The organism is Hymenobacter nitidus (assembly GCF_020447315.1).
GTDB lineage: Bacteria > Bacteroidota > Bacteroidia > Cytophagales > Hymenobacteraceae > Hymenobacter > Hymenobacter nitidus.
This window is the reverse complement of the sequence record NZ_JAJADQ010000002.1, coordinates 623,661-642,243: the sequence shown is the minus strand read 5'-3', so window position 1 is coordinate 642,243 and position 18,583 is coordinate 623,661. Positions and strand designations below refer to the sequence as shown.

General features: G+C 59.8%; 14 protein-coding genes. 8 read left to right on the top strand and 6 right to left on the bottom strand.

The genetic code is table 11. From position 1 onward, the window contains the following. The first annotated feature begins 17 nt into the window (after positions 1-17). Both LGH70_RS06185 and LGH70_RS06180 read left to right on the top strand, forming a co-directional pair. Complete coding sequence (locus LGH70_RS06185; RefSeq protein WP_226183703.1) at positions 18-437, top strand: hypothetical protein; 420 nt, start codon at positions 18-20, stop codon at positions 435-437. Between the two features lie 442 nt (positions 438-879). Continuing rightward, on the top strand, positions 880-1,545 hold the full coding sequence (locus LGH70_RS06180; protein ID WP_226183701.1) for a hypothetical protein: 666 nt from the start codon (positions 880-882) through the stop codon (positions 1,543-1,545). A 93-nt stretch (positions 1,546-1,638) separates the two neighbouring features. Here the strand turns inward: LGH70_RS06180 and mtaB are convergent, their stop codons facing one another. The 3 genes from mtaB to LGH70_RS23785 all read right to left on the bottom strand — a co-directional run bounded on the left by mtaB (position 1,639) and on the right by LGH70_RS23785 (position 5,369). Continuing rightward, complete coding sequence (gene mtaB / locus LGH70_RS06175; protein WP_226183699.1) at positions 1,639-2,979, bottom strand: tRNA (N(6)-L-threonylcarbamoyladenosine(37)-C(2))-methylthiotransferase MtaB; 1,341 nt, start codon at positions 2,977-2,979, stop codon at positions 1,639-1,641. Between the two features lie 85 nt (positions 2,980-3,064). Continuing rightward, the gene (locus LGH70_RS06170; RefSeq protein ID WP_226183697.1) at positions 3,065-3,463 is read right to left on the bottom strand and encodes a hypothetical protein; all 399 of its coding nucleotides are present in this window, start codon (positions 3,461-3,463) and stop codon (positions 3,065-3,067) included. A 49-nt stretch (positions 3,464-3,512) separates the two neighbouring features. Continuing rightward, positions 3,513-5,369: an LTA synthase family protein gene (locus LGH70_RS23785; protein WP_226183695.1), complete on the bottom strand. Its 1,857-nt coding sequence runs from the start codon at positions 5,367-5,369 to the stop codon at positions 3,513-3,515. 277 nt (positions 5,370-5,646) lie between these two features. Here LGH70_RS23785 and LGH70_RS06160 point away from each other — a divergent pair, with 277 nt between their 5' ends. The 3 genes from LGH70_RS06160 (at position 5,647) to LGH70_RS06150 (ending at position 9,896) form a co-directional block, all read left to right on the top strand. Then, on the top strand, positions 5,647-7,836 hold the full coding sequence (locus LGH70_RS06160; RefSeq protein WP_226183693.1) for a glutamine synthetase III family protein: 2,190 nt from the start codon (positions 5,647-5,649) through the stop codon (positions 7,834-7,836). Between the two features lie 497 nt (positions 7,837-8,333). Next, positions 8,334-8,936 carry a hypothetical protein gene (locus LGH70_RS06155; protein ID WP_226183691.1) on the top strand — a complete coding sequence of 201 codons (603 nt, stop codon included), beginning with the start codon at positions 8,334-8,336 and terminating at the stop codon, positions 8,934-8,936. A gap of 522 nt (positions 8,937-9,458) precedes the next feature. Further along, on the top strand, positions 9,459-9,896 hold the full coding sequence (locus LGH70_RS06150) for a hypothetical protein (protein ID WP_226183688.1): 438 nt from the start codon (positions 9,459-9,461) through the stop codon (positions 9,894-9,896). A 278-nt stretch (positions 9,897-10,174) separates the two neighbouring features. Here LGH70_RS06150 and LGH70_RS06145 read toward each other — a convergent pair whose 3' ends face one another. Beyond that, entirely contained in the window at positions 10,175-10,675 is a 501-nt protein-coding gene (locus LGH70_RS06145; RefSeq protein WP_226183686.1) for a DUF6252 domain-containing protein, read from the bottom strand. A gap of 157 nt (positions 10,676-10,832) precedes the next feature. Here LGH70_RS06145 and LGH70_RS06140 point away from each other — a divergent pair, with 157 nt between their 5' ends. Further along, positions 10,833-11,267, top strand: a complete 435-nt coding sequence (locus LGH70_RS06140) for a hypothetical protein (RefSeq protein WP_226183684.1) — start codon at positions 10,833-10,835, stop codon at positions 11,265-11,267. Between the two features lie 14 nt (positions 11,268-11,281). Here LGH70_RS06140 and LGH70_RS06135 read toward each other — a convergent pair whose 3' ends face one another. Further along, positions 11,282-11,797: a hypothetical protein gene (locus tag LGH70_RS06135; RefSeq protein WP_226183682.1), complete on the bottom strand. Its 516-nt coding sequence runs from the start codon at positions 11,795-11,797 to the stop codon at positions 11,282-11,284. 184 nt (positions 11,798-11,981) lie between these two features. Here LGH70_RS06135 and LGH70_RS06130 point away from each other — a divergent pair, with 184 nt between their 5' ends. Together LGH70_RS06130 and LGH70_RS06125 are read left to right on the top strand one after the other, a co-directional pair. After that, positions 11,982-16,670 carry a PAS domain-containing protein gene (locus LGH70_RS06130; protein WP_226183681.1) on the top strand — a complete coding sequence of 1,563 codons (4,689 nt, stop codon included), beginning with the start codon at positions 11,982-11,984 and terminating at the stop codon, positions 16,668-16,670. 55 nt (positions 16,671-16,725) lie between these two features. Continuing rightward, a complete protein-coding gene (locus LGH70_RS06125; RefSeq protein WP_226183679.1) occupies positions 16,726-17,697 on the top strand; it encodes an NAD(P)H-quinone oxidoreductase in 972 nt (323 codons plus the stop codon). A gap of 233 nt (positions 17,698-17,930) precedes the next feature. Here LGH70_RS06125 and LGH70_RS06120 read toward each other — a convergent pair whose 3' ends face one another. Beyond that, a complete protein-coding gene (locus LGH70_RS06120; protein ID WP_226183677.1) occupies positions 17,931-18,548 on the bottom strand; it encodes a thioredoxin family protein in 618 nt (205 codons plus the stop codon). Positions 18,549-18,583 lie beyond the last annotated feature (35 nt).

Below are 18,583 nucleotides of genomic sequence, written 5' to 3'. Positions count from 1 at the left end.
CTCAAAGCCGTCAGCTAATGCTCGGATTCTCCTTCCTGCTTTCCTTCCTGAGTCGGGGCCTCAACAGCCATAGTCAACGCCGGGCCGATGACGCGCAGCTTCGCCAGGAACTGCTGGCACATCAGCGTCGCCAACTGTTGCATGCTTCTATTCCGGAGGTGTACGCCGTCCAGGAGCAGTTCGGGGCCCGGTTTGAGGAACTTCGGTATCTACTCATCCAACACGATCCTGCCTTCCTTGGGCCTGTTGCTGCCGCTTCTCCTCTGTACGCGGAGCTAACTCGGACCCTGTTATATCAGCTGGACAAAGCCACGACTCAACTGCTCGTAGTGGAATTGGTGCAACGGGAAATCGGCTTGTGGTTTGGCCGCCATTACGCTGCGCAGAGCGGGGTAGGGGCCTTGGCAACGGCAATTGACGACTGGCGTCAGCAATAAATACTAACGCCCAGAACAAGGTAATTAAACTCCTGGGTTGAGTTTTCCTTCTAGCCTGTCCCGCTGAAAGAAGCCTAATAGTACCTAGCTGGGGCCGAAGAAGGGCCAGCTACAATAAGTCAACCCAGGTTGTCTATGTTCAGATCAGAGAGTGAAGTCGTACCGGCGACAGAACCACTACTGCGCCAAGATCTTCTGGTTGGATACGGCTAGGCGGGCCAAAGTTAATCTGCCGGGATGCGCTATGGCCTGCTGCGTTTGCGGTCGGAACTCCCAACAGCTTTGCGTTGCTACTCGATGAAGCCTACGTATTCCCCTACACGCGGCCGCAGTCCCGCACCATCTCATCAGCTTTCCTGGAAGACAGGTGGGAAAGAAAAAGCAAACAGAATAAGGAGGTAAAATATATTTTGTATACATTTGAGTAATAAAACATTTGGATATGGTAAGTACAGGAACAGTTGGGCAGCGCTTCACGCGGCTTATTGCTCATTTGGGGATATCAAAAAACGCTTTTGCCTCGTCGCTGGATAAGACCGCAACGGTTATTCAGCACATTGTGGATGAGCGTAATAAGCCGGGATTTGATCTTTTGTGCAAGGTCTTTGAAGTATATCCAAATGTGTCAAAGGATTGGCTCCTGCAGGGCACCGGACCTATGCTAACTACTGAGGCGCTAGTTGAAGCGGAGATTCCGAAAGCACGGGCCACAGCCAGCTTAAGAGCCGAAGGGCTGCGCCCAGCCGTCACTACCGTTGCCGCTCCGGCAGCTGAAGCAGAAGCTGGCCCGGTCGCTGAAATTCCGCCAGTACAAGCCCCCGAACCGGCAACTGTCCACTCACCTTCTGCCGCTGTAATACAATCTGTTTTGCCAGAACCAGTAGCTGCACCCGTCGTAGCCGCCGCTCCGGCCCCGCAGGCAGAAGCAACTGCTCCCGCTCCAGCCGCGGCTCAGCCCCAGCCCGACTCCAGCTGGCAGACGGCTTTATACACCCAACAAATGGCGCATCAGTTAGCCATGGCGGAACTACGGAACCAGCACTTGCAGGAGCAGCAGCGGATGATGCAGCAAATGATGGATCTGATGAAACAACAAATGTTTAAATAGTTTTTTAATCATTTGGGTATATCAAAAAGGCCTCGTCAATCCACTTGACGAGGCCTTTTTCTTTGGGCAAGCTGCTGGGTAGCGCTAAAAATATCAGTGCTGAAAAACTTCCACCCCGACTTCCTCGGCTTCCATCAAGTTCTGTGCATTAACAGCAGTGAGACGCAACTGCTTCAATTCGCCTACCAGCAACGGGTCGTACTTGGCCACCACCCGGATGTAGTTGGGGGTGAAGCCTTCCATTTGGCCGTTGGTTACGTCGTCTTCGAAGAGCACCGCGGTTTCAAGGCCCAGGTGTTGCTCGTAGAAAAAGCGCTTCTTCTTCTCGGATAAGCCTCGCAGCTGTGTGGTCCGCTCGTGACGGTGGCGGTCCTGCACGCGGCCGGGCAGGGAGGGAGCCAGCGTGTTTTCACGTTCCGAGTACGGGAAAACGTGCAGATAGCTGATATCCAGCTCATTCAGAAACTGGTAGGTTTCCAGGAAATCAGCCTCGGTTTCGCCGGGAAAGCCCACGATAACGTCGACGCCGATGCAGGCGTGGGGCATTACTTCCTTAATCAGGGCTACGCGCTCCTGGTACAGCTCGCGGCGGTAGCGGCGGCGCATCAGGCCCAGAATCTTGTTGGAGCCCGACTGCAGCGGAATGTGGAAGTGGGGCATAAACCGCTTGGAGCGGGCTACGAAGCGGATAATGTCGTCGGTGAGCAGGTTGGGCTCACAGCTGCTGATGCGGAACCGCTCGATGCCCTCCACCTCGTCCAGGGCCTGTACCAGGTCGTGGAAGTCTTCCAGTCGCTCCCGGTCGGGGCCCTGCAGGCCGAAGTCGCCCAGGTTCACGCCCGTCAGCACGATTTCCTTTACGCCAGTTTGGGCCAGCTGTTGCACCCGCTCCACTACGCTCTGTACGCTGCCCGAGCGGCTTTTGCCCCGGGCCAGTGGAATAGTGCAGAACGAGCAGGAATAGTCGCAGCCGTCCTGCACCTTGAGAAAGGTGCGGGTACGGTCGCCGTAGCTGTGGGCCGCGTGAAACTCGGTGGCCGCCGAAATCGGGGAGGCATAGACCTGGCCCGGCTGGCCCGCCGCCGGCTTTTCGAAACCCGCCAGAATATCGACGAGCTGAAATTTCTCGGCAGCTCCCAGCACGGCATGCACTCCCGGAATTTCGGCAATTTCCTGGGGCTTGAGCTGGGCGTAGCAGCCCACGATAGTCACGAAAGCCTCGGGATTGTGCTTCAAGGCCTCCTTTACCACCTTGCGACACTTCCGGTCGGCGTGGTCGGTGACGGAGCAGGTGTTGATGACGTAGATATCGGCCGCGTCCTCGAAAGGTACTTTGCTGAAGCCCCGCTCCTCAAACTGACGGCCGATGGCCGACGTTTCGGAGAAGTTGAGCTTGCAGCCCAGCGTATAAAAGGCAACTTTTCTGGTTTCCATAAGCAAGACCACAAAGATACAGCTTCGGAAGTTCAGGCGTTTGCCCGATCAGGAAATTAAGCGCCGGCGGAGTCGAAAAAGCCGGCTAAACTTTTTTGGATGACGTCCTGGGCCTAGGCCGCTGGGGCACGAGCTGCAGGCGCTGCTGGACCAAGTGCTTGAGGCCGGCCAAATCGGCTTTATTCAGCTCCTCGGCCGTAATGAAGGAGTGCAGCTCGCTGAAGTCATCCTTCAGGAATACGGCCGGCAGCCGCTCCTGGGCCAGCCACGGGTACACGGCGCTGAATTCGTCCCGGTGCAAAAACTGCGACTCCAACGGTAGGGAGTCGATAAAACTCTTCCACTCCGGCCGCATGCGCGTGCCATAGGTGATGGCGCACAAAGAGCAGGGATAGGTGGTGGGAGAAATCATTTTGTGCGCCAGATCCAGCAGGCCATTCAGTAGGCCGGCATCGGCGTTGTACACAAAAATAAGTTGCGGCATGGCCCTACCTACGAAAAGACTCCGGAAAGAAGATTGACCAGCCGGAAAGTTATTTGCGCATAAACTCGCCAAACGACACCTGCTCATACGCCTGCCCCTGCCGCAGCTGCTCACCAGTCACCGCCGAATCCTGGGCAATAACGCGGCGCGGCACATTATCGTAGGTCACGGTGCCGGCCGGGGTCACCATGCCGAAACCGTCGGTGAAGCAGTAGAAGGCGAAGGGCTGTCGCAGGGGCCGCAGCAAATCGTGACTCCAGGTATAGCCGGCGCTGGGCAGTTGCAGCTGGTGGAGCAGGGTAGCGGCCAGGTCGGTCTGGGAGCCTATCCGGTCGATAACGCGGCCCCGCGCCTTGGCCCGCAGCGCCCCGCCGGCCAGCACCAGCGGAATCCGGAATTTGCGGACACTCTCGTTGGGGTCGTTGCCGGGCAGCGTATGGCCGTGGTCGGCCACCACCACCAGCAGGGTATTGTCCCACCAGGGCTGCTGCCGGGCCGTCTGCAGGAAGCGGCCCAGGGCCCAGTCGGCATAGTAGACCGAGTTGCGGAACAGGGCCGTTTCGTCGGTGCCCGCGAACTTGTGCTTAATGGGAATCTCAAACGGCTCGTGGCTGCTCAGGGTGAAAGCCGTGACGAAAAAGGGGCTGGGCTGAGTTTTCAAATCCTGCAGCACCCTATCGAACAGTACGTGGTCCTGGGCGCCCCATTTCGAGTTCTGCTGGCTGATCGGGAAATCGGCCCGCTCGGTAAAGGCGTCGTAGCCGGCCGCCACGAGGTAGCTTTTCATGTTGGCAAACGACAGCTCACCCCCATAATAATAGTGCGAACGGTAGCCGACCTTCTCCAGCGAGCGGCACAGGTGGGGGAGCTGCTCGGTTTTGCGCGGGTACTTAATAATGCTGGTGGCCGGTTGGCTGGGGTAACCGCTGAGCAGGGCTACCAAGCCCTTCTGGCTCCGGTCGCCGGCCGCGTAGATATTGTTGAACAGCACGCCGGTACGGGCCAGGCTGTCGAGGTTGGGCGTTACGTCGGGCTCGCCGCCCGTGCTGGCCACGAATTTGCCCGTGAAGCTTTCCAGAATAACAAAGAGGACGTTGGGCCGCGTGGTGCGCAACAGGCGGGTAGTATCGGGCTGGGCGCTGGCCGGCACGTAGAGCTGGCGCACCAGGCGCGTGGCCGCCGAGTCGGCCATGAACTGGTAGGGGTTGGGCCCGGTGTTGTCAGTCAGTAAGGCCGAGTTGGCCATGTTCCAGGGGACATTCAGCGCGGCGTGGTTGGCGAAGGGCACCGTGGAGAAATACACGTCGCTCTGGTTGATGGGAATCTGCTGCAGCCCGCCGCGCAGGGGCACGATGAGCAAGGCCAGATACAGCACGCCGGCCAGCACGGCCCGGGGCCGGCCAAAGTGCGCGGGCAGGGGCGGAATGGGGCCTACTATCTTTTTATAGAGCCACCAGCCCAGTGCCAGCAGGCCCGCCAGAATACCAGTCAATAACAGAAGCGGCGCACTGCCGGCGGAGGCCGCCATTTCGTCCGGCGAGTTCAGATACTGCAGCGGAGTGGCATCGAGCCGGAAGCCCCAGGCCCGGTAGATGTCCAGGTCGACGACAGTGGCCACGGCCACGACCACGCCGAGCACGGCGGTGTAAAACTTGAACAGGCGCTGCGGAAAGAAGCGGGCGGGCAGGGCGCTGCCCAGGGCAAACAGGGCGAAGGGCAGCACGCTCAGGTAGGCCGTAGCCGAGGCGTCGAGCCGTAGGCCGTAGCCAAAAATGCGCGCAATACTGCCGGCGGGCAGAGCGGCTGCTTTAGAAAAGTGGTAGAGCAAAAAAGCACCCTTCGCAACGACGAAGAACACCAGCCAGAACAAAAAGTAGCGGGGCTGAAACGCAAAGCGGTTTTTCACGGGGTAAAGGTAGCGCGAAAGCCTGTGGTGGCCGAACCTCCGGTTGAATTCCTGCGTGCAGCAGAAAAATTCGAACAGGGTTAATTTTTGCCTTGTTTTCGAGAAAAACACTATGAACTGAGCCTGTTGTCCTCCTGGTAGAGGGGTGTTTGTCGGCAAAAGAGGTGATTTGTCGAAAAAACACTGAAAATTGAGAAGGGGTATTTGCAAATGCCGGATAAGTGCCCTTACATTTGTCCCAGTCAGTTACCCATTGTTGATTCCTGTTTAGCAGTACATGGCAATTCTCCGCTTTAAAGCTCTTGAGTTAGTTGACCAGCGTAAAACGCTGATCGTGCCTTCGTCCGATGAGCGCCGTTCCGACAGCTTCGGTAAAAACGTGTTCAACCTGGACGCGATGCGCGCTACCATGCCGGGTGAATATTTCAAGAAGCTCCAAGCCGCTATCAAGCAAGGCTCGCCCGTGGAGCGTTCCGTGGCTGATGCCGTGGCTTCGGCCATGAAAACCTGGGCTATGGCCAAGGGCGCTACGCACTACACGCACTGGTTTCAGCCCCTGACCGGCTCAACGGCCGAGAAGCATGACTCTTTCTTTGACCTGAACTCCGACGGCCGCCCGGTTGAGAACTTTAAAGGTTCGGCGCTGGTGCAGCAGGAGCCCGATGCCTCCAGCTTCCCCAACGGCGGCATCCGCAATACCTTCGAAGCCCGCGGCTACACGGCCTGGGACCCAACTTCGCCCGCTTTCATCATCGAAACGGCCGGTGCCAAAACCCTGTGCATTCCCACGATTTTCGTGGCTTACACCGGTGAAGCCCTCGACTACAAAGCCCCGCTGCTCAAGTCGCTGGCGGCGCTGGAGCAAGCCGCCGTGGACGTGTGCCAGTACTTCGACAAGGACGTAAACCGCGTGAGCACTACGCTGGGTATCGAGCAGGAGTACTTCATCGTCGACAAGGCATTGTTTGACGCCCGCCCTGACCTGGTGATGACCGGCCGCACGCTGTTTGGCCACGCTCCGGCCAAAGGCCAGCAGCTGGAAGACCACTACTTCGGCTCGATTCCGAGCCGGGTGCACGCCTTCATGCTGGAGTTTGAGGAAGATGCCAACCGCCTCGGCATTCCGCTGCGCACCCGCCACAACGAGGTGGCGCCTAACCAGTACGAGTGCGCCCCCACTTTCGAGGACGCCAACTTGGCCGTCGACCACAACCAGCTGCTCATGGACATCATGGACCGCGTGGCCGAAAAGCACAACCTGAAGGTGCTGCTGCACGAGAAGCCGTTCTCGGGTGTCAATGGCTCGGGCAAGCATAATAACTGGGCCATGAGCACCGACACGGGTGTGAACCTGCTGGCTCCCGGCCGTCGGCCGAAGGAAAACCTGCAGTTTCTGGCCTTCTTTATCACGACCATCAAAGCCGTGCACCGCTACGGCGACCTGCTGCGCGCCAGCATTGCCTCGGCCTCGAACGACCACCGCCTCGGTGCCAACGAAGCCCCGCCGGCCATCATGTCGGTGTTCGTAGGCTCGCAGCTGAACTCGGTACTCGATGAGCTGGAGCGCACGGCCAAGCTGCCGCTCGACAAAGGCGACAACATCTACCTCAAGCTCGGCATCGACAAGATTCCGGCCATTCTGCTCGACAACACCGACCGTAACCGCACCTCGCCCTTTGCCTTCACCGGCAACAAGTTCGAGTTCCGGGCCGTGGGTTCGTCAGCCAACTGCTCCTCGTCGATGACGGTGCTCAACACAATTGTGGCCGAGCAGCTCATCGAGTTCAAGACCTCGGTAGACGAGCTGATTGAGCAGGGCAAGAAAAAGGAAGTGGCTATTGTGGAGGTGCTGCGCGAGTACGTTATCAGCTCCAAGAACATCCGCTTCGAAGGCAACGGCTACTCCGACGAGTGGAAGGAAGAAGCCGAGCGCCGCGGGTTGTCGAACATCCCGACCACGCCTCAGGCCCTCGACGCCCTGGTGCGTGAGGACGCCGCCGAGCTGTTCACCCGCCACAACATCTTCTCGCACGTGGAGCTGCACGCCCGCCACGACATCTTGCTGGAAGATTACATGAAGAAAATCCAGATTGAGAGCCGCGTAATGGGTGATCTGGCCGTGAACCATATCATTCCCACGGCGGTTGCCTACCAGACCAAGCTGATTACCAACGTGCGCGGCCTGCGCGAGCTGGGCCTCGACGACGAGCTGTCACAAGTGACGGTAGATACGATTAAAGCTATTTCGCGCCACATCAGCACCATCAAAACCCAGGTGGATGAGATGGTGAATGCCCGCAAGGTGGCCAACAAGATTGAAGATACCCGGGAGCGTGCCATTGCGTACTGCGACACGGTAAAAGTACATTTCGACACCATCCGCCGCTCCGTCGACAAGCTGGAGCTGATGGTGGCCGATGAGGACTGGCCTTTGGTAAAGTACCGCGAACTTTTGTTCCGGCACTAAGTCCAGAGGGCAGAATCAGACCGGAGTTGGGTGGGAATTTTCTCCGGCTTCTGATTTCACTAAAAGGCGTTCCGGGTGGGGCGCCTTTTTTTGTGTTTATAGCCGAACTGGGTTTAACACAAAAGGCCTATGCAATGCGCATAGGCCTTTTGTGTGTTTTGTTATTTGCCGCTGCCTCGGCTGCCAGATTCCTCGGCTTTCGCTAAGAGGGCAAACTAGGGCATGTAGTGCCCTGATAATGTCGGTCTACTAGTGGGAAAGAAGTTCATGAAACTCATGCCTGTCTGCGTTTTCTGAACTTTGATTTCATGAACCAGTTTCGTGAACCTTGTTGTAAGTCAATTGGCAACAATTGACCCCTCATGAGTGGCCATGAACAGTGGTTCAGAAAATAGGAGGGTATTTTGCGATTTTACTGTGCTCCGCCCATTCGTAGACTGAATGGTTGCTCTCTACCGGCTCTTCTCCTTACGTACTTTTGCCTTGTCCTTATGTGCATGCGACTCTTTGATTGGGTGATAGATCATCTGTATTGGTTGCTCGCCGCTGCCTTAGTGAGTAGTCTGGGGGTGTGGCTATGGGAACCTACCGAAAACCAAGTACTCAAGAAAAGAGTCGTAGCAGCTATTGCACCAGCCGATACCATCGCTCCAGGGGATAGCCTAACGATAAACATGGCCCGCGTAGCCAACTTTCCTTGGGATACGCTGTACGTGTTTTGCGGACGGGGGGCGTCGGCATTGATTTCACAAGCTATTGGACAGCCCTGGAGGGGCAGAACCGTTGGTGAGGATGACAACCTTCTCGTATTCCTCCACCAAGGTGAGGTAGCTGATTTTGTCATCTTTCGCGGCTTTAACTACCAGCAAGAGCCCCATTTCGTTAAATTCATTGGTCATTTCAATGCCGGCGAATTGTTTACGCCTGCCACGGCAACCTTCATAGCCAAGCGTGATGAACAAGCGCCACACTTTATTGATTTGTACTCGGCGAATCGAGAAGCTAACTCTGCTTACCGACCAGCATATGGCCGGTATTTAGCGCAGTACAGAGAAGCAGTCAGGCTCGGCACCCCATTTCCTCATGGGGCTGAATACTAAGCGCTATGGTGGTCAATGCTCAACAGGTATGACCAAACGGCACTTGCGAAACTGAACTAGGGCGTAGTATAGCGGTTCACGAATAGGGTCGTTCTAGCAAAAGGAGCCATGAATCTCATGTGACGTCAGCGGCAGGCCATGCAATTTCCCACTTCATGTCTTCGATAAAGATTGGAATCTCCGCCCGGTCTTCAAACCACCAATTATACGTCGGCCAATCATCGGGCTTTGGGTTTGGGTGATGGACGAGCACGGAATAGCCGCCGGTATCTGCTGTATCATCGAGTATCTCCACAATCCAGCCAGGGTGTTCGCCCCGAAGGATGGTGCCTCTCTGACTAAAGAAATACGGTTGCTTAGCAGGTTCCATCCTCTAATATAGCTGTTCAGTCAAACGGTCGTCTTAGCAAGGTAAGGTGTTCAGAAAAAGTTTTCCTTCGAACATACCGAGCTGAAGCGTCCATGCAACCTATCCGCTGCACGGGCACTCTTAGTACTATACAGCCTCAAAATCTATGACTTATGAAGTACACACTCCTGTTTTGCCTGTTATCAGCTACGTTAGGCTCTTGTCAAAAAGAAGAGATGCTGGCGGCACAGACCTCGGCCTATCCCCAAACGTGGCAGTTGGTCAAATCCACGTCTAGCTGGACCAACACAGTTCAAACCGGCGCGGCTCTACCCTGGCAGGAAACATATGTTTTCCAGGCCGATAGCACCTTCACCAAGACGCGCAATCAAAATGGGGAATCTATGAATGCCCGCGGCACATTTTCCGTGCGCACCTCCGCGAGTGGGCAGTATTCTATCCTCACCTACACTGCAGCCAGCAACTTGCTTGGCACTTGCACTCCAACCCAGTTCAAGGAGTATCTGGTTGTCAAACAAGCTGATACGTTGGTCAATACCTGGGAAGCGTGTGATGGTCCTCGCCTTGAGTATAAGAGAGTCGCCCAGTAAGGCCGATGGTGCGCACGTAGTTGAGCTTGCTATGATGGGTTGCTTATGACCACCGACATAAGCGCGTTCGAAGTAGAGTTTTTCAGAATGCTTTTTTGCCCATGATAAAGGCCCCGGAAACACTGTTTTCGGGGCCTTTCTGGGACTGGTAATTCGAGCGCCTGATTCGGCCCGGAGCTTGCCTCTTCTCTGTTCTTTTCGTGAGTAGGAACGAAGGATTACTCTAGGACTTAATTCCTTTTATACAACCTAAGTGACAGTAGATCAGGCATAAGATCTTACAGCCGCACCACAAACTTGCCGTTACTCAGGGACTTGGTATTGCCCGTGTCCCGGTCGATGCCGGTGAAGGTGAACGTGCCGGTCACCTGGGAGGCCGTGACTTCCTGCACCACGATGGTGCCCGCGCCGATGACAGTGCCGTTGCCGATTGGATTAGCCCCGGCGTAGTACACGGCCGTGGCCACGCTGTTATTTAGCACGCTGTAGGAAGCTCCGGCCACCGACGTCGGACTAAAAGGGTAGGTGCCTACCGCCTTGGGAATGCGCAGCGAAATGTAATTGCTGGCCACCGCTCCGAGGTTGTAATAAGCGCCCACCTCATAAGCATCGGTGCTGGTCTGGAGCTGCATGCTGTTGGCCGTCAGGTTGCTGTTGTCTACCGTCCAGCTGATGCCGGGCTTAGCGGGAGCGGGGGTATCGTCTTTGGAAGACGAACAGGCCACGGACGCAACCAGGAGTAGCGCGGAGGCCGCGCGGGCGAGAAAAGGATATGGCATGCGGAATAGGGAAGTGATTCAGAAAAACAGGTAGTGACAAGAACCAAGCCGCCGTGCTACTGCCGGATACGTACCGCAACCGAACCAGGCGAACTTAAGGCGGCAAAGCGTACCCAACGATTTTCCCAGTATCTTCGGTACAAGCCAGCGAAGTTTTATGGACGCGGATAAAAGCGAAATACAAGTGGATATAAGCCCGGCTGCGGCACCGGTGTCGGTCCGGATGGGCCGGCGGGAGAAACTCAGCAGCACGCTCGTGGCCGGCGCGGCTACCACGGCCACCAAGCTGATGCCCCTGCTGGAGCTGGTCGAGCGAATCCGGCCGCATCTGGAAAACGATTCGGTCTTCAGCTCCCGCCGGGAGAAGATGAAAGCGCAGGTGCTCATCATTCAGGGCCAGCTCAAGGCCGACCAGCCCCGGCGCGAAGCCCTGACGCAAGCCTTCAAAACCCTGGGGGAGTTTGTGGTGGAAGAGTCGCGGGAGGTGAGCAAGGACGAGGTGAAGGAGTCGGCCAAGCGCCTGGTGCTGGTAGCCCTAAAAACCGCTCCCGACCTGCTGCGGGCCGCGCATACGGCCGGCCTTTTTTCCTGAGTGAACAGGCTGCCTCAGACCTGGGAAGCGGGTGGCGGGGTGAGCTGGGCCGGTAGTACCGTGTCGTTGGGCAGCACCTCGGCCCCGCTGCCGGCGTCGGGCACCAGGGTTTTCCAGGCGGCCTGCTTCAGCTCGTCGAGGCGGCGCAGCGTTTCAGAAACGGTGGGGTGGGTGCGCACTTTGTCGAAGAAGCCCGTAGAGACGCCCACCTTCACCAGCCGCTCCAGCACGAACGGCAGGATCCAGCCCACGACGTTGGTGGCCAGCACCCCCCGCAGGCCGATGCGCACCAGCAGGCGGGCGGCCATCCGCTCCAACAGCAGGGCTTTGGCGGCCGGCAGGGCTTTGTCCGCCAGAAAGTCGGCGACGAGCTGCACGTTGCCCTTCTGGACTTCCGCCCGCAGAATATCCTGGATGGAGTCGAGGGCTTTTTTGGCCAGCTGCTGAAACAGGCGGCCCGTTTGCCAGGCAGCCATGCCCGTGGCGCGGGCGGCGTTAAACAAAGGAGGGAGGAAGAGGGGCTTTTTCATGGCGATACGGCGTGTTTACTGCTACGCACTGGTGCAAAGAAAGGCTAAAACGCCCGACTCCGGGCCGCCAGCACGTAGATCTGGGGCGGCTGCCATAATATTACGCGCAGAACTCTTCGCCGCTGCTAAGGTTACGTATACTGCCTCGCGCCCCGGGGTTTACTGTGGCTTGTTATTCCCGCTTATGCTTGCCCACCCCGATTATCAGGCCCTGTTTGAAGCCTTACCGGATGTTCACCTGGCCCTGACGCCGGAGCTGCTTGTCGTTGCCGCCTCGGCGGGGGCCGCCCGCATAGCTGGCTGCCCGCTGGCGGCCATGCTGGGCAAGCCGGCTGCGGATGTGTTTGTGGCGCAGGCCGGCCCGGCATCGGCGTTAGTCGCGGCCCAGCTGCGCGCCGCCTTACCGCCGGGCCAGCCGCGGCTGGAAGTGTACGAAACGACCAGCGGCGGCTGGCACCATCGCGCCTGGTCCGTGCTGAGTCCGGCAGGCGACCTGCGCTACTATATGTACCGGGCGGCCCCGCAGTCCACGGGTTCTGCCGGGCCTGCGGCCGCCCAACCCGTGCCGGAGCAGCCCCGGGGTGAGGCCAGCGGCCAGCCGTCGTCCCGGGCCGGAACCATACTGAACCCTGGGCAGCAGCAGGAGCAGCAGCGCCTGTCCGACCAGGGCCGGCACCTGCAGCAGATTCTAAGCCAGGTGCCGGCCCATATTGCCACCTTGCTCGGCCCCGACCACGTGTATGGCTTCCTCAATGAGAAGGGCAACCAGCTGTTTGGGGGCAAAGTGCAACTGGGCATGCCGGCAGCCCTGGCCGTGCCCGAGCTGGTGACCAACGGCTACATCAAGCTGGTCGATGAAATCTACCGGACCGGCAAGCCCTTTGAGTTGTCGGAAATGCCCATGGTGCAGCCCCCCGCGGCCGATGGCTCGGTGGAAACCTTGTATTTCGACGGCGTGCTGCGGCCCCTGACCGGCGAGCAGGGCCAGACCCAGGGCGTTCTGGTGTTCGGCATCGACGTGACGGAGCGGGTGCTGGCCAAGCAGCGCACGGCCGAGCTGATGGCCGAAATTCGGGAACAGGACGCGCAGTTCCGGAGCATGGTGGAGGCGTTGCCGCTGTTTGTGTATATCACCGACGTCGAGGGCAACATGCTCTACATCAACCCCCAGCGCTACGAATACACCGGCCAGGGCCCCGACCCGGAGTTTCGGCACTGGCAGCAGGCCCTGCACCCCGACGACCGGGGCCGGATGCTGCGGGAATTTGCCCGCGGGCGGGAGCTGCAGCAGGCCTGGTCGGGCGAGTTTCGGCTGCGCCGCCACGATGGCGCCTACCGCTGGCAGCTGCTGCGCGCCGTGCCCATGCTGCGTCCCACCGATGGCGCCGTGATCCGCTGGTACGGCTCGAGCGTGGATATCGACGACCAGAAGCAGTTTCAGCAGCAGCTGGAGGCTAAGGACGAGCAGCTGCAGCGCATTCTGAACAACCTGCCCGCCATCATCAACACGATGGAAGGCCCCGAGCACCGCTACGCCTTTATGTCGGAGCAGTTCCGCCAGGTGCTGGGCGGGCGCGGCCAGCTCGGCGACCGGGTGGTGGATGCCCAGCCGGAAGTAGCCGAGCAGGGCTTCGTCCGGGTGCTGGATGAGGTCTACCGCACGGGGGAGCCTTACAGGGCCAACGAGCAGCGCGTCGACGTGACCAATGCGCTGAGTGGAAGGCTGGAAACGCACTATTACAATTTCTCCTACCAGCTGCTGCCGCCCCTGGAAGGCCAGCCCGACACGCGCGGCATCCTGTCTTTTGCCGTCGATGTCACCGAGCAGGTCGTTACGCGCCAGCGGGCCGAGGCGCTGCTGACGGAAATCGGGCGCAGCAACGAGCGGCTGCGGCGCATGACGGAGGCCCTGCCAGTCATGACCTTTATCAACGACGCAACCGGGCGCACCGAATACAGCAGTCCGCAGTGGTGGCAATACGCCGGCTACCCCGAAAATACCGACGTGAACGAGGCCTGGGCCACCGTAGTTCACCCCGACGACCGGGCCCGGGCCACGGCTGAATATGCGGCGGCCCTGGCCCAAAAGCGGGGCTGGAGCATGGAAGTACGCCTGCGCCGCCACGACGGCCAGTACCGCTGGCACCTGAGCCACACCGTGCCCGCCAACACCGTCGACGGTCTGAAATGGTACGGTTCCACGGTGGATATTCACGAGCAGAAGCGCCTGAGCCAGGAGCTGGCCGCCAGTACGGCCCACTTCAGCCAGCTGCTCGAAGCCCTGCCCCACCTCACCTGGACGGCCCGGCCCGGCGATGGGCAAATCACCTACGCCAACCGCAGCTTCCAGCGCTACACGGGTATTGGGGCCGCGCAGCTACCGGACCTCGACTGGCGGCAGCTGATTCACCCGGCCGATGTGGGCGGCTTTGCCAACCTGCCCGCGCTGTTGCAGCCCGGGGAGGCAGTGCAGGCCGAACACCGCCTGCGTGGCACCGACGGCACCTACCGCTGGTTTTTGGCCAGCCTCCTGCCCCTGCGCGACGCGGCCGGCCATATTACCCAGTGGCTGGGGACCAATACCGATATCAACGACCAGAAGCGCGTCCAACAGCAGCTGCGGCGTAAAGACCAGCACTTAAGCCAGATTCTGGGCCAGGCCCCGGCTATTCTGGCCACGCTGGAAGGCCCTGATCATCGCTACACGTTCTTCAACGACAGTCATAATGAGTTGATGGACAAGCGGGTGGTGCTCGGTGAGCCTCTGGCTCAGCTGCTGCCTGAGCTGCAGGAGCAGGGCTTTGTGGCCTTACTCGACCAGGTGTACCAGACCGGCGAAACCTACGTGGGCCACGAGCTGCCGCTACTGCCCGTGGGCGCTCTGCCCGGCCAGCCCGGCCGCTTTTTGGATGTGACTTTTCAGGCCCTGCGCGACGAGCAAGGACACATTTCCGGGGTGCTGGCCTTTGCCGTCGATACCACCGAGCGGGTGCGGGCCCGCCAGAGCGCGGGGGCTTTGGCCGTCGAAGTCAGCCGGCGCGACATGCGCCTGCGCCGCATGACCGAGGCCCTGCCGGCCGTGTCCTTCATTTGCGCCGCCGATGGCAGCATCGAGTACCTCAGCCCGCAGTGGTACCACTACACCGGCCAGACCATTGAGCTTTCCGGCAAGGATATTTTCACCACCCTGGTGCACCCCGACGACCAAGCCGCGTTGCGCCGCGACCTGCGCGAGGTGTTTCTGCAGGGCCGCACCTGGGCCTTCGAGTACCGGCTGCGGCGCCACGACGGGGAGTACCGCTGGCAAATCAGCCGGGGCGTGCCTGAGTTTGATGCCCAGGGGCAGCCCCTGCGCTGGTACGGCACGATGGTCGACAACCACGAGCAAAAGGAGCTGCAGGACGAGCTGCGCCGCAGCGAGGAGAAGTTCCGGTTTATGGCCGACTCGACGCCCGTCATCATCTGGACGGCCACGCCCGCCGGCCAGATTGACTACTGCAACCGGCCGTTTTACGACTACACCGGCCTGCAGCCCCACGACCTGGAAGGCCCTGGCTGGCTGCAGGCCGTGCATCCCGACGACCGGGCCGGCACGGCGGCCGTTTGGCAGCACAGCCTGGAAACCGGCCAGAACTACGAGCAGCAGCACCGCCTGCGCCGCTATGATGGTCTCTACCACTGGCAGCTGGTGCGCGCCTTGCCCTTGCGCGATGCCGAAGGGCATATCGTGAAATGGTACGGCTCCAGTGTGGACGTGCAAAACCAGCGCGAGATGCAGGAGCAGCTGCGCCGCAGTGAGGAGCAGTTCCGCTTTATGGCCGAAAGTATTCCGCAGGTGGTCTGGACGGCCCAGCCTGATGGACAGCTCGACTACCTGAACCAGCGCTGGACCGAGTGGACCGGCATGCCCGTGGAGCAGGCCCTGCGCTTCGGCTGGGCCGAGCTGGTGCCCCCGGACGATGCGGCGCAGGTAGTGGAAAACTACGTTTCCAGCTTCCGCGCGGGTACCAACTACGAGCAGGAAAGCCGGCTGCTCACGGTGCAGGACGGGCGCTACCGCTGGTTTTTGCACCGCGGCACGCCCATGCGCAACGCCCAGGGCCAGGTGGTGAAGTGGTTTGGTACCAGCACCGACATCGACGACTTCAAGCAAGTGCAGCAGCAGCTGGAGGCCCGGAACGAGCAGCTGGCCCGCACCAATGCCGACCTGGATAATTTCGTGTACACGGCCTCTCACGACCTGAAGCAGCCCATCAACAACATGGCCGGCATCTTCGAGGAGCTCACGCGCACGGCTTACTTCCGCGACCCGGACGCCATTAAGCTCATCACCATGTTTGAGCGCGCCCTGCAGCAGATTCACCAAACCATTCACGACCTCTCCGACGTGGTGCAGCTGCAGCGCCGCCACGCCCAGGTGCCCGCCGAAGAAGTGGCCCTGGAACCCCTCATTCAGGAAATACTCGGGAGCATGCAGGAGCAGAGCGTGGCCCTGGGCGCCCGGTTTGAGCTTGATTTCCGGGCGGTGCCCACCGTGCGCTTCGTACGGGCCAACCTGCAGAGTGTGCTCTATAACCTGCTCAGTAACTCCCTGAAGTATGCCGACCCGGGCCGCCCGCCGCGGGTGCAGGTGCGCACCAGCCTGGAAGGCGGCACGCCCGTGCTGACCGTAACCGACAACGGCCAGGGCATCGATTTGGAGCGGCACGGTAAAGAGCTGTTTCAGCTGTTCCGGCGTTTTCACGAGCACGTGGAGGGTTCCGGCATGGGTCTGTACCTGGTCAACCGCATGGTGCAGCTCAACGGGGCCTGGCTCAAGGTCGACAGTGAAGTCGGCGTGGGCTCTACCTTCCGGATTTACTGCCGAGGCTAATGCAGGACCCTGCCGTGGTAGCTCACTTTTTCCGCTTATTCCGCAACTCTTGCCTATGAACGCCATTGTCATCACCCAGCCCGGCGGCCCCGAGGTGCTCCAGCCGCAGCAAAAGCCCCGGCCCGAACCCGCGCCCCACGAAGTGCTGATTCGGGTGCAGGCTGCCGGCATCAACCGCCCCGATGTACTGCTGCGCCAGGGTAAGTACGGCGGCGCGGAAGACGTGACGGGCTTGGTGCCCGGCCTGGAGCTGGCCGGCACCGTGGAAGCCTGCGGCACGGCCGTTACCCGCTGGCAGCCCGGCGACGCGGTGTGCGCCCTGCTCACGGCCGGCGCCTACGCCGACTACGCCGTAGTCGATGCCCGCCACTGCCTGCCCGTGCCCGAGGGCTGGACGATGACCGAGGCCGCGTCGTTGCCCGAAACCGTGTTTACTGTGTGGCACAACGTGTTTCAGCGGGGGCAGCTGCAACCGGGCGAAACGCTGCTGGTGCACGGCGGCAGCAGCGGCATAGGCATCACCGCCATTCAGCTGGCTGCCGCCCTGGGCTCACAGGTGGTAGCCACGGCTGGCAGCGCCGAGAAGTGCCGGGCCTGCGAGGAGCTGGGGGCCACGCGCTGTATTAACTATAAAGAGCAGGATTTTGAGGCCGCGCTGCGCGACACTGGGGCCGACGTGATTCTGGATATGATAGGCGGCGACTATACTCCCAAAAACCTCAACCTGCTGCGCGACGACGGCCGTCTGGTGTTTATCAACGCCATGCGCGGGGCCAAGGCCGAGTTCAACGCCCTGGAAATCATGCGCCGCCGCCTCAGCATTACGGGCAGTACCCTGCGTCCCCGCAGCGCCGAGTTCAAGGCCGCGCTGGCCGCCGAGGTCGAGCAACACGTGTGGCCGTTGCTGGCCGCCGGCAAGTTCCGGCCCGTTATTTACCGCACCTTCCCGCTGGCCGAAGCCGCCGCCGCCCACCAGCTCATGGAAAGCAGTGAGCATATCGGCAAAATCGTGTTAATGTGCTACTAATTAATGTGCTCAGGTGCTAATGCTCGTGTCATTGCGAGGCGTGAGCCGAAGCAATCCGTCCTCTGCGTAGGTAGTCACGACCTTTTACCAAAAAGCCCTTTATTCCAGCTGGAGTAAAGGGCTTTTCAGTGAAGGAAACTCGGCACATTTCAGAGGACGGATTGCCGCGCTTCGCTCGCAATGACACGAGCATTAGCACTTGAGCACATTCCCCACATTAGCACATTAAGCAGCTAGGCTTTCTTCCACTTGATGGTGCAGCCGATGGCTTTTGTGGAGCTGGTGGCGGCGGGCTTGCCAGCCAGGATGTCGGTCATGGCTTGCTCTACGTATTTGGTTTTCACCAGCTTGGCATCTTCCGAGTTGTCGTCGATGGCCCCGATGTAGGATACCACCATGTCGGCGCCCCGCTTGCTAACCACGTACAGGTGGGGCGTGCGGGTGGCGCCGTAGGTGCGGGCTACCTGCTGGGTTTCATCCTGCAGGTAGGCAAAGGGGTACTTTTTGCTGGCGGCGCGGGCCTTCATTTCGGCGTAGGAGTCGCCGGGCACGGTGGCGGGGTCGTTGGGGTTGATGGCCACCACGGGGTAGCCCTGGGGCGCGTATTTCTGATGCAGCTCGATGATGCGGCTTTCATAGGCTTTGGCGTAGGGACAGGTGTTGCAGGTAAACACCACGATGTAGCCCTTGGCGGCCTTGTTGTCGGCCAACGACATCATCTTGCCGTCAATGTTTTTCAGCTTGAAATCCGCGACTTTGTCGCCAACCTGGTAGCCGGCCGGGCCGTCCGTGAAGTTACTCAGCAGCACCAGGGCCAGCAGGGCGGGGAAGAAGGAGAGAAGCTTTTTCATGGTGGAACAAGAAAGGTGGAAAGATGCGTTTGGGG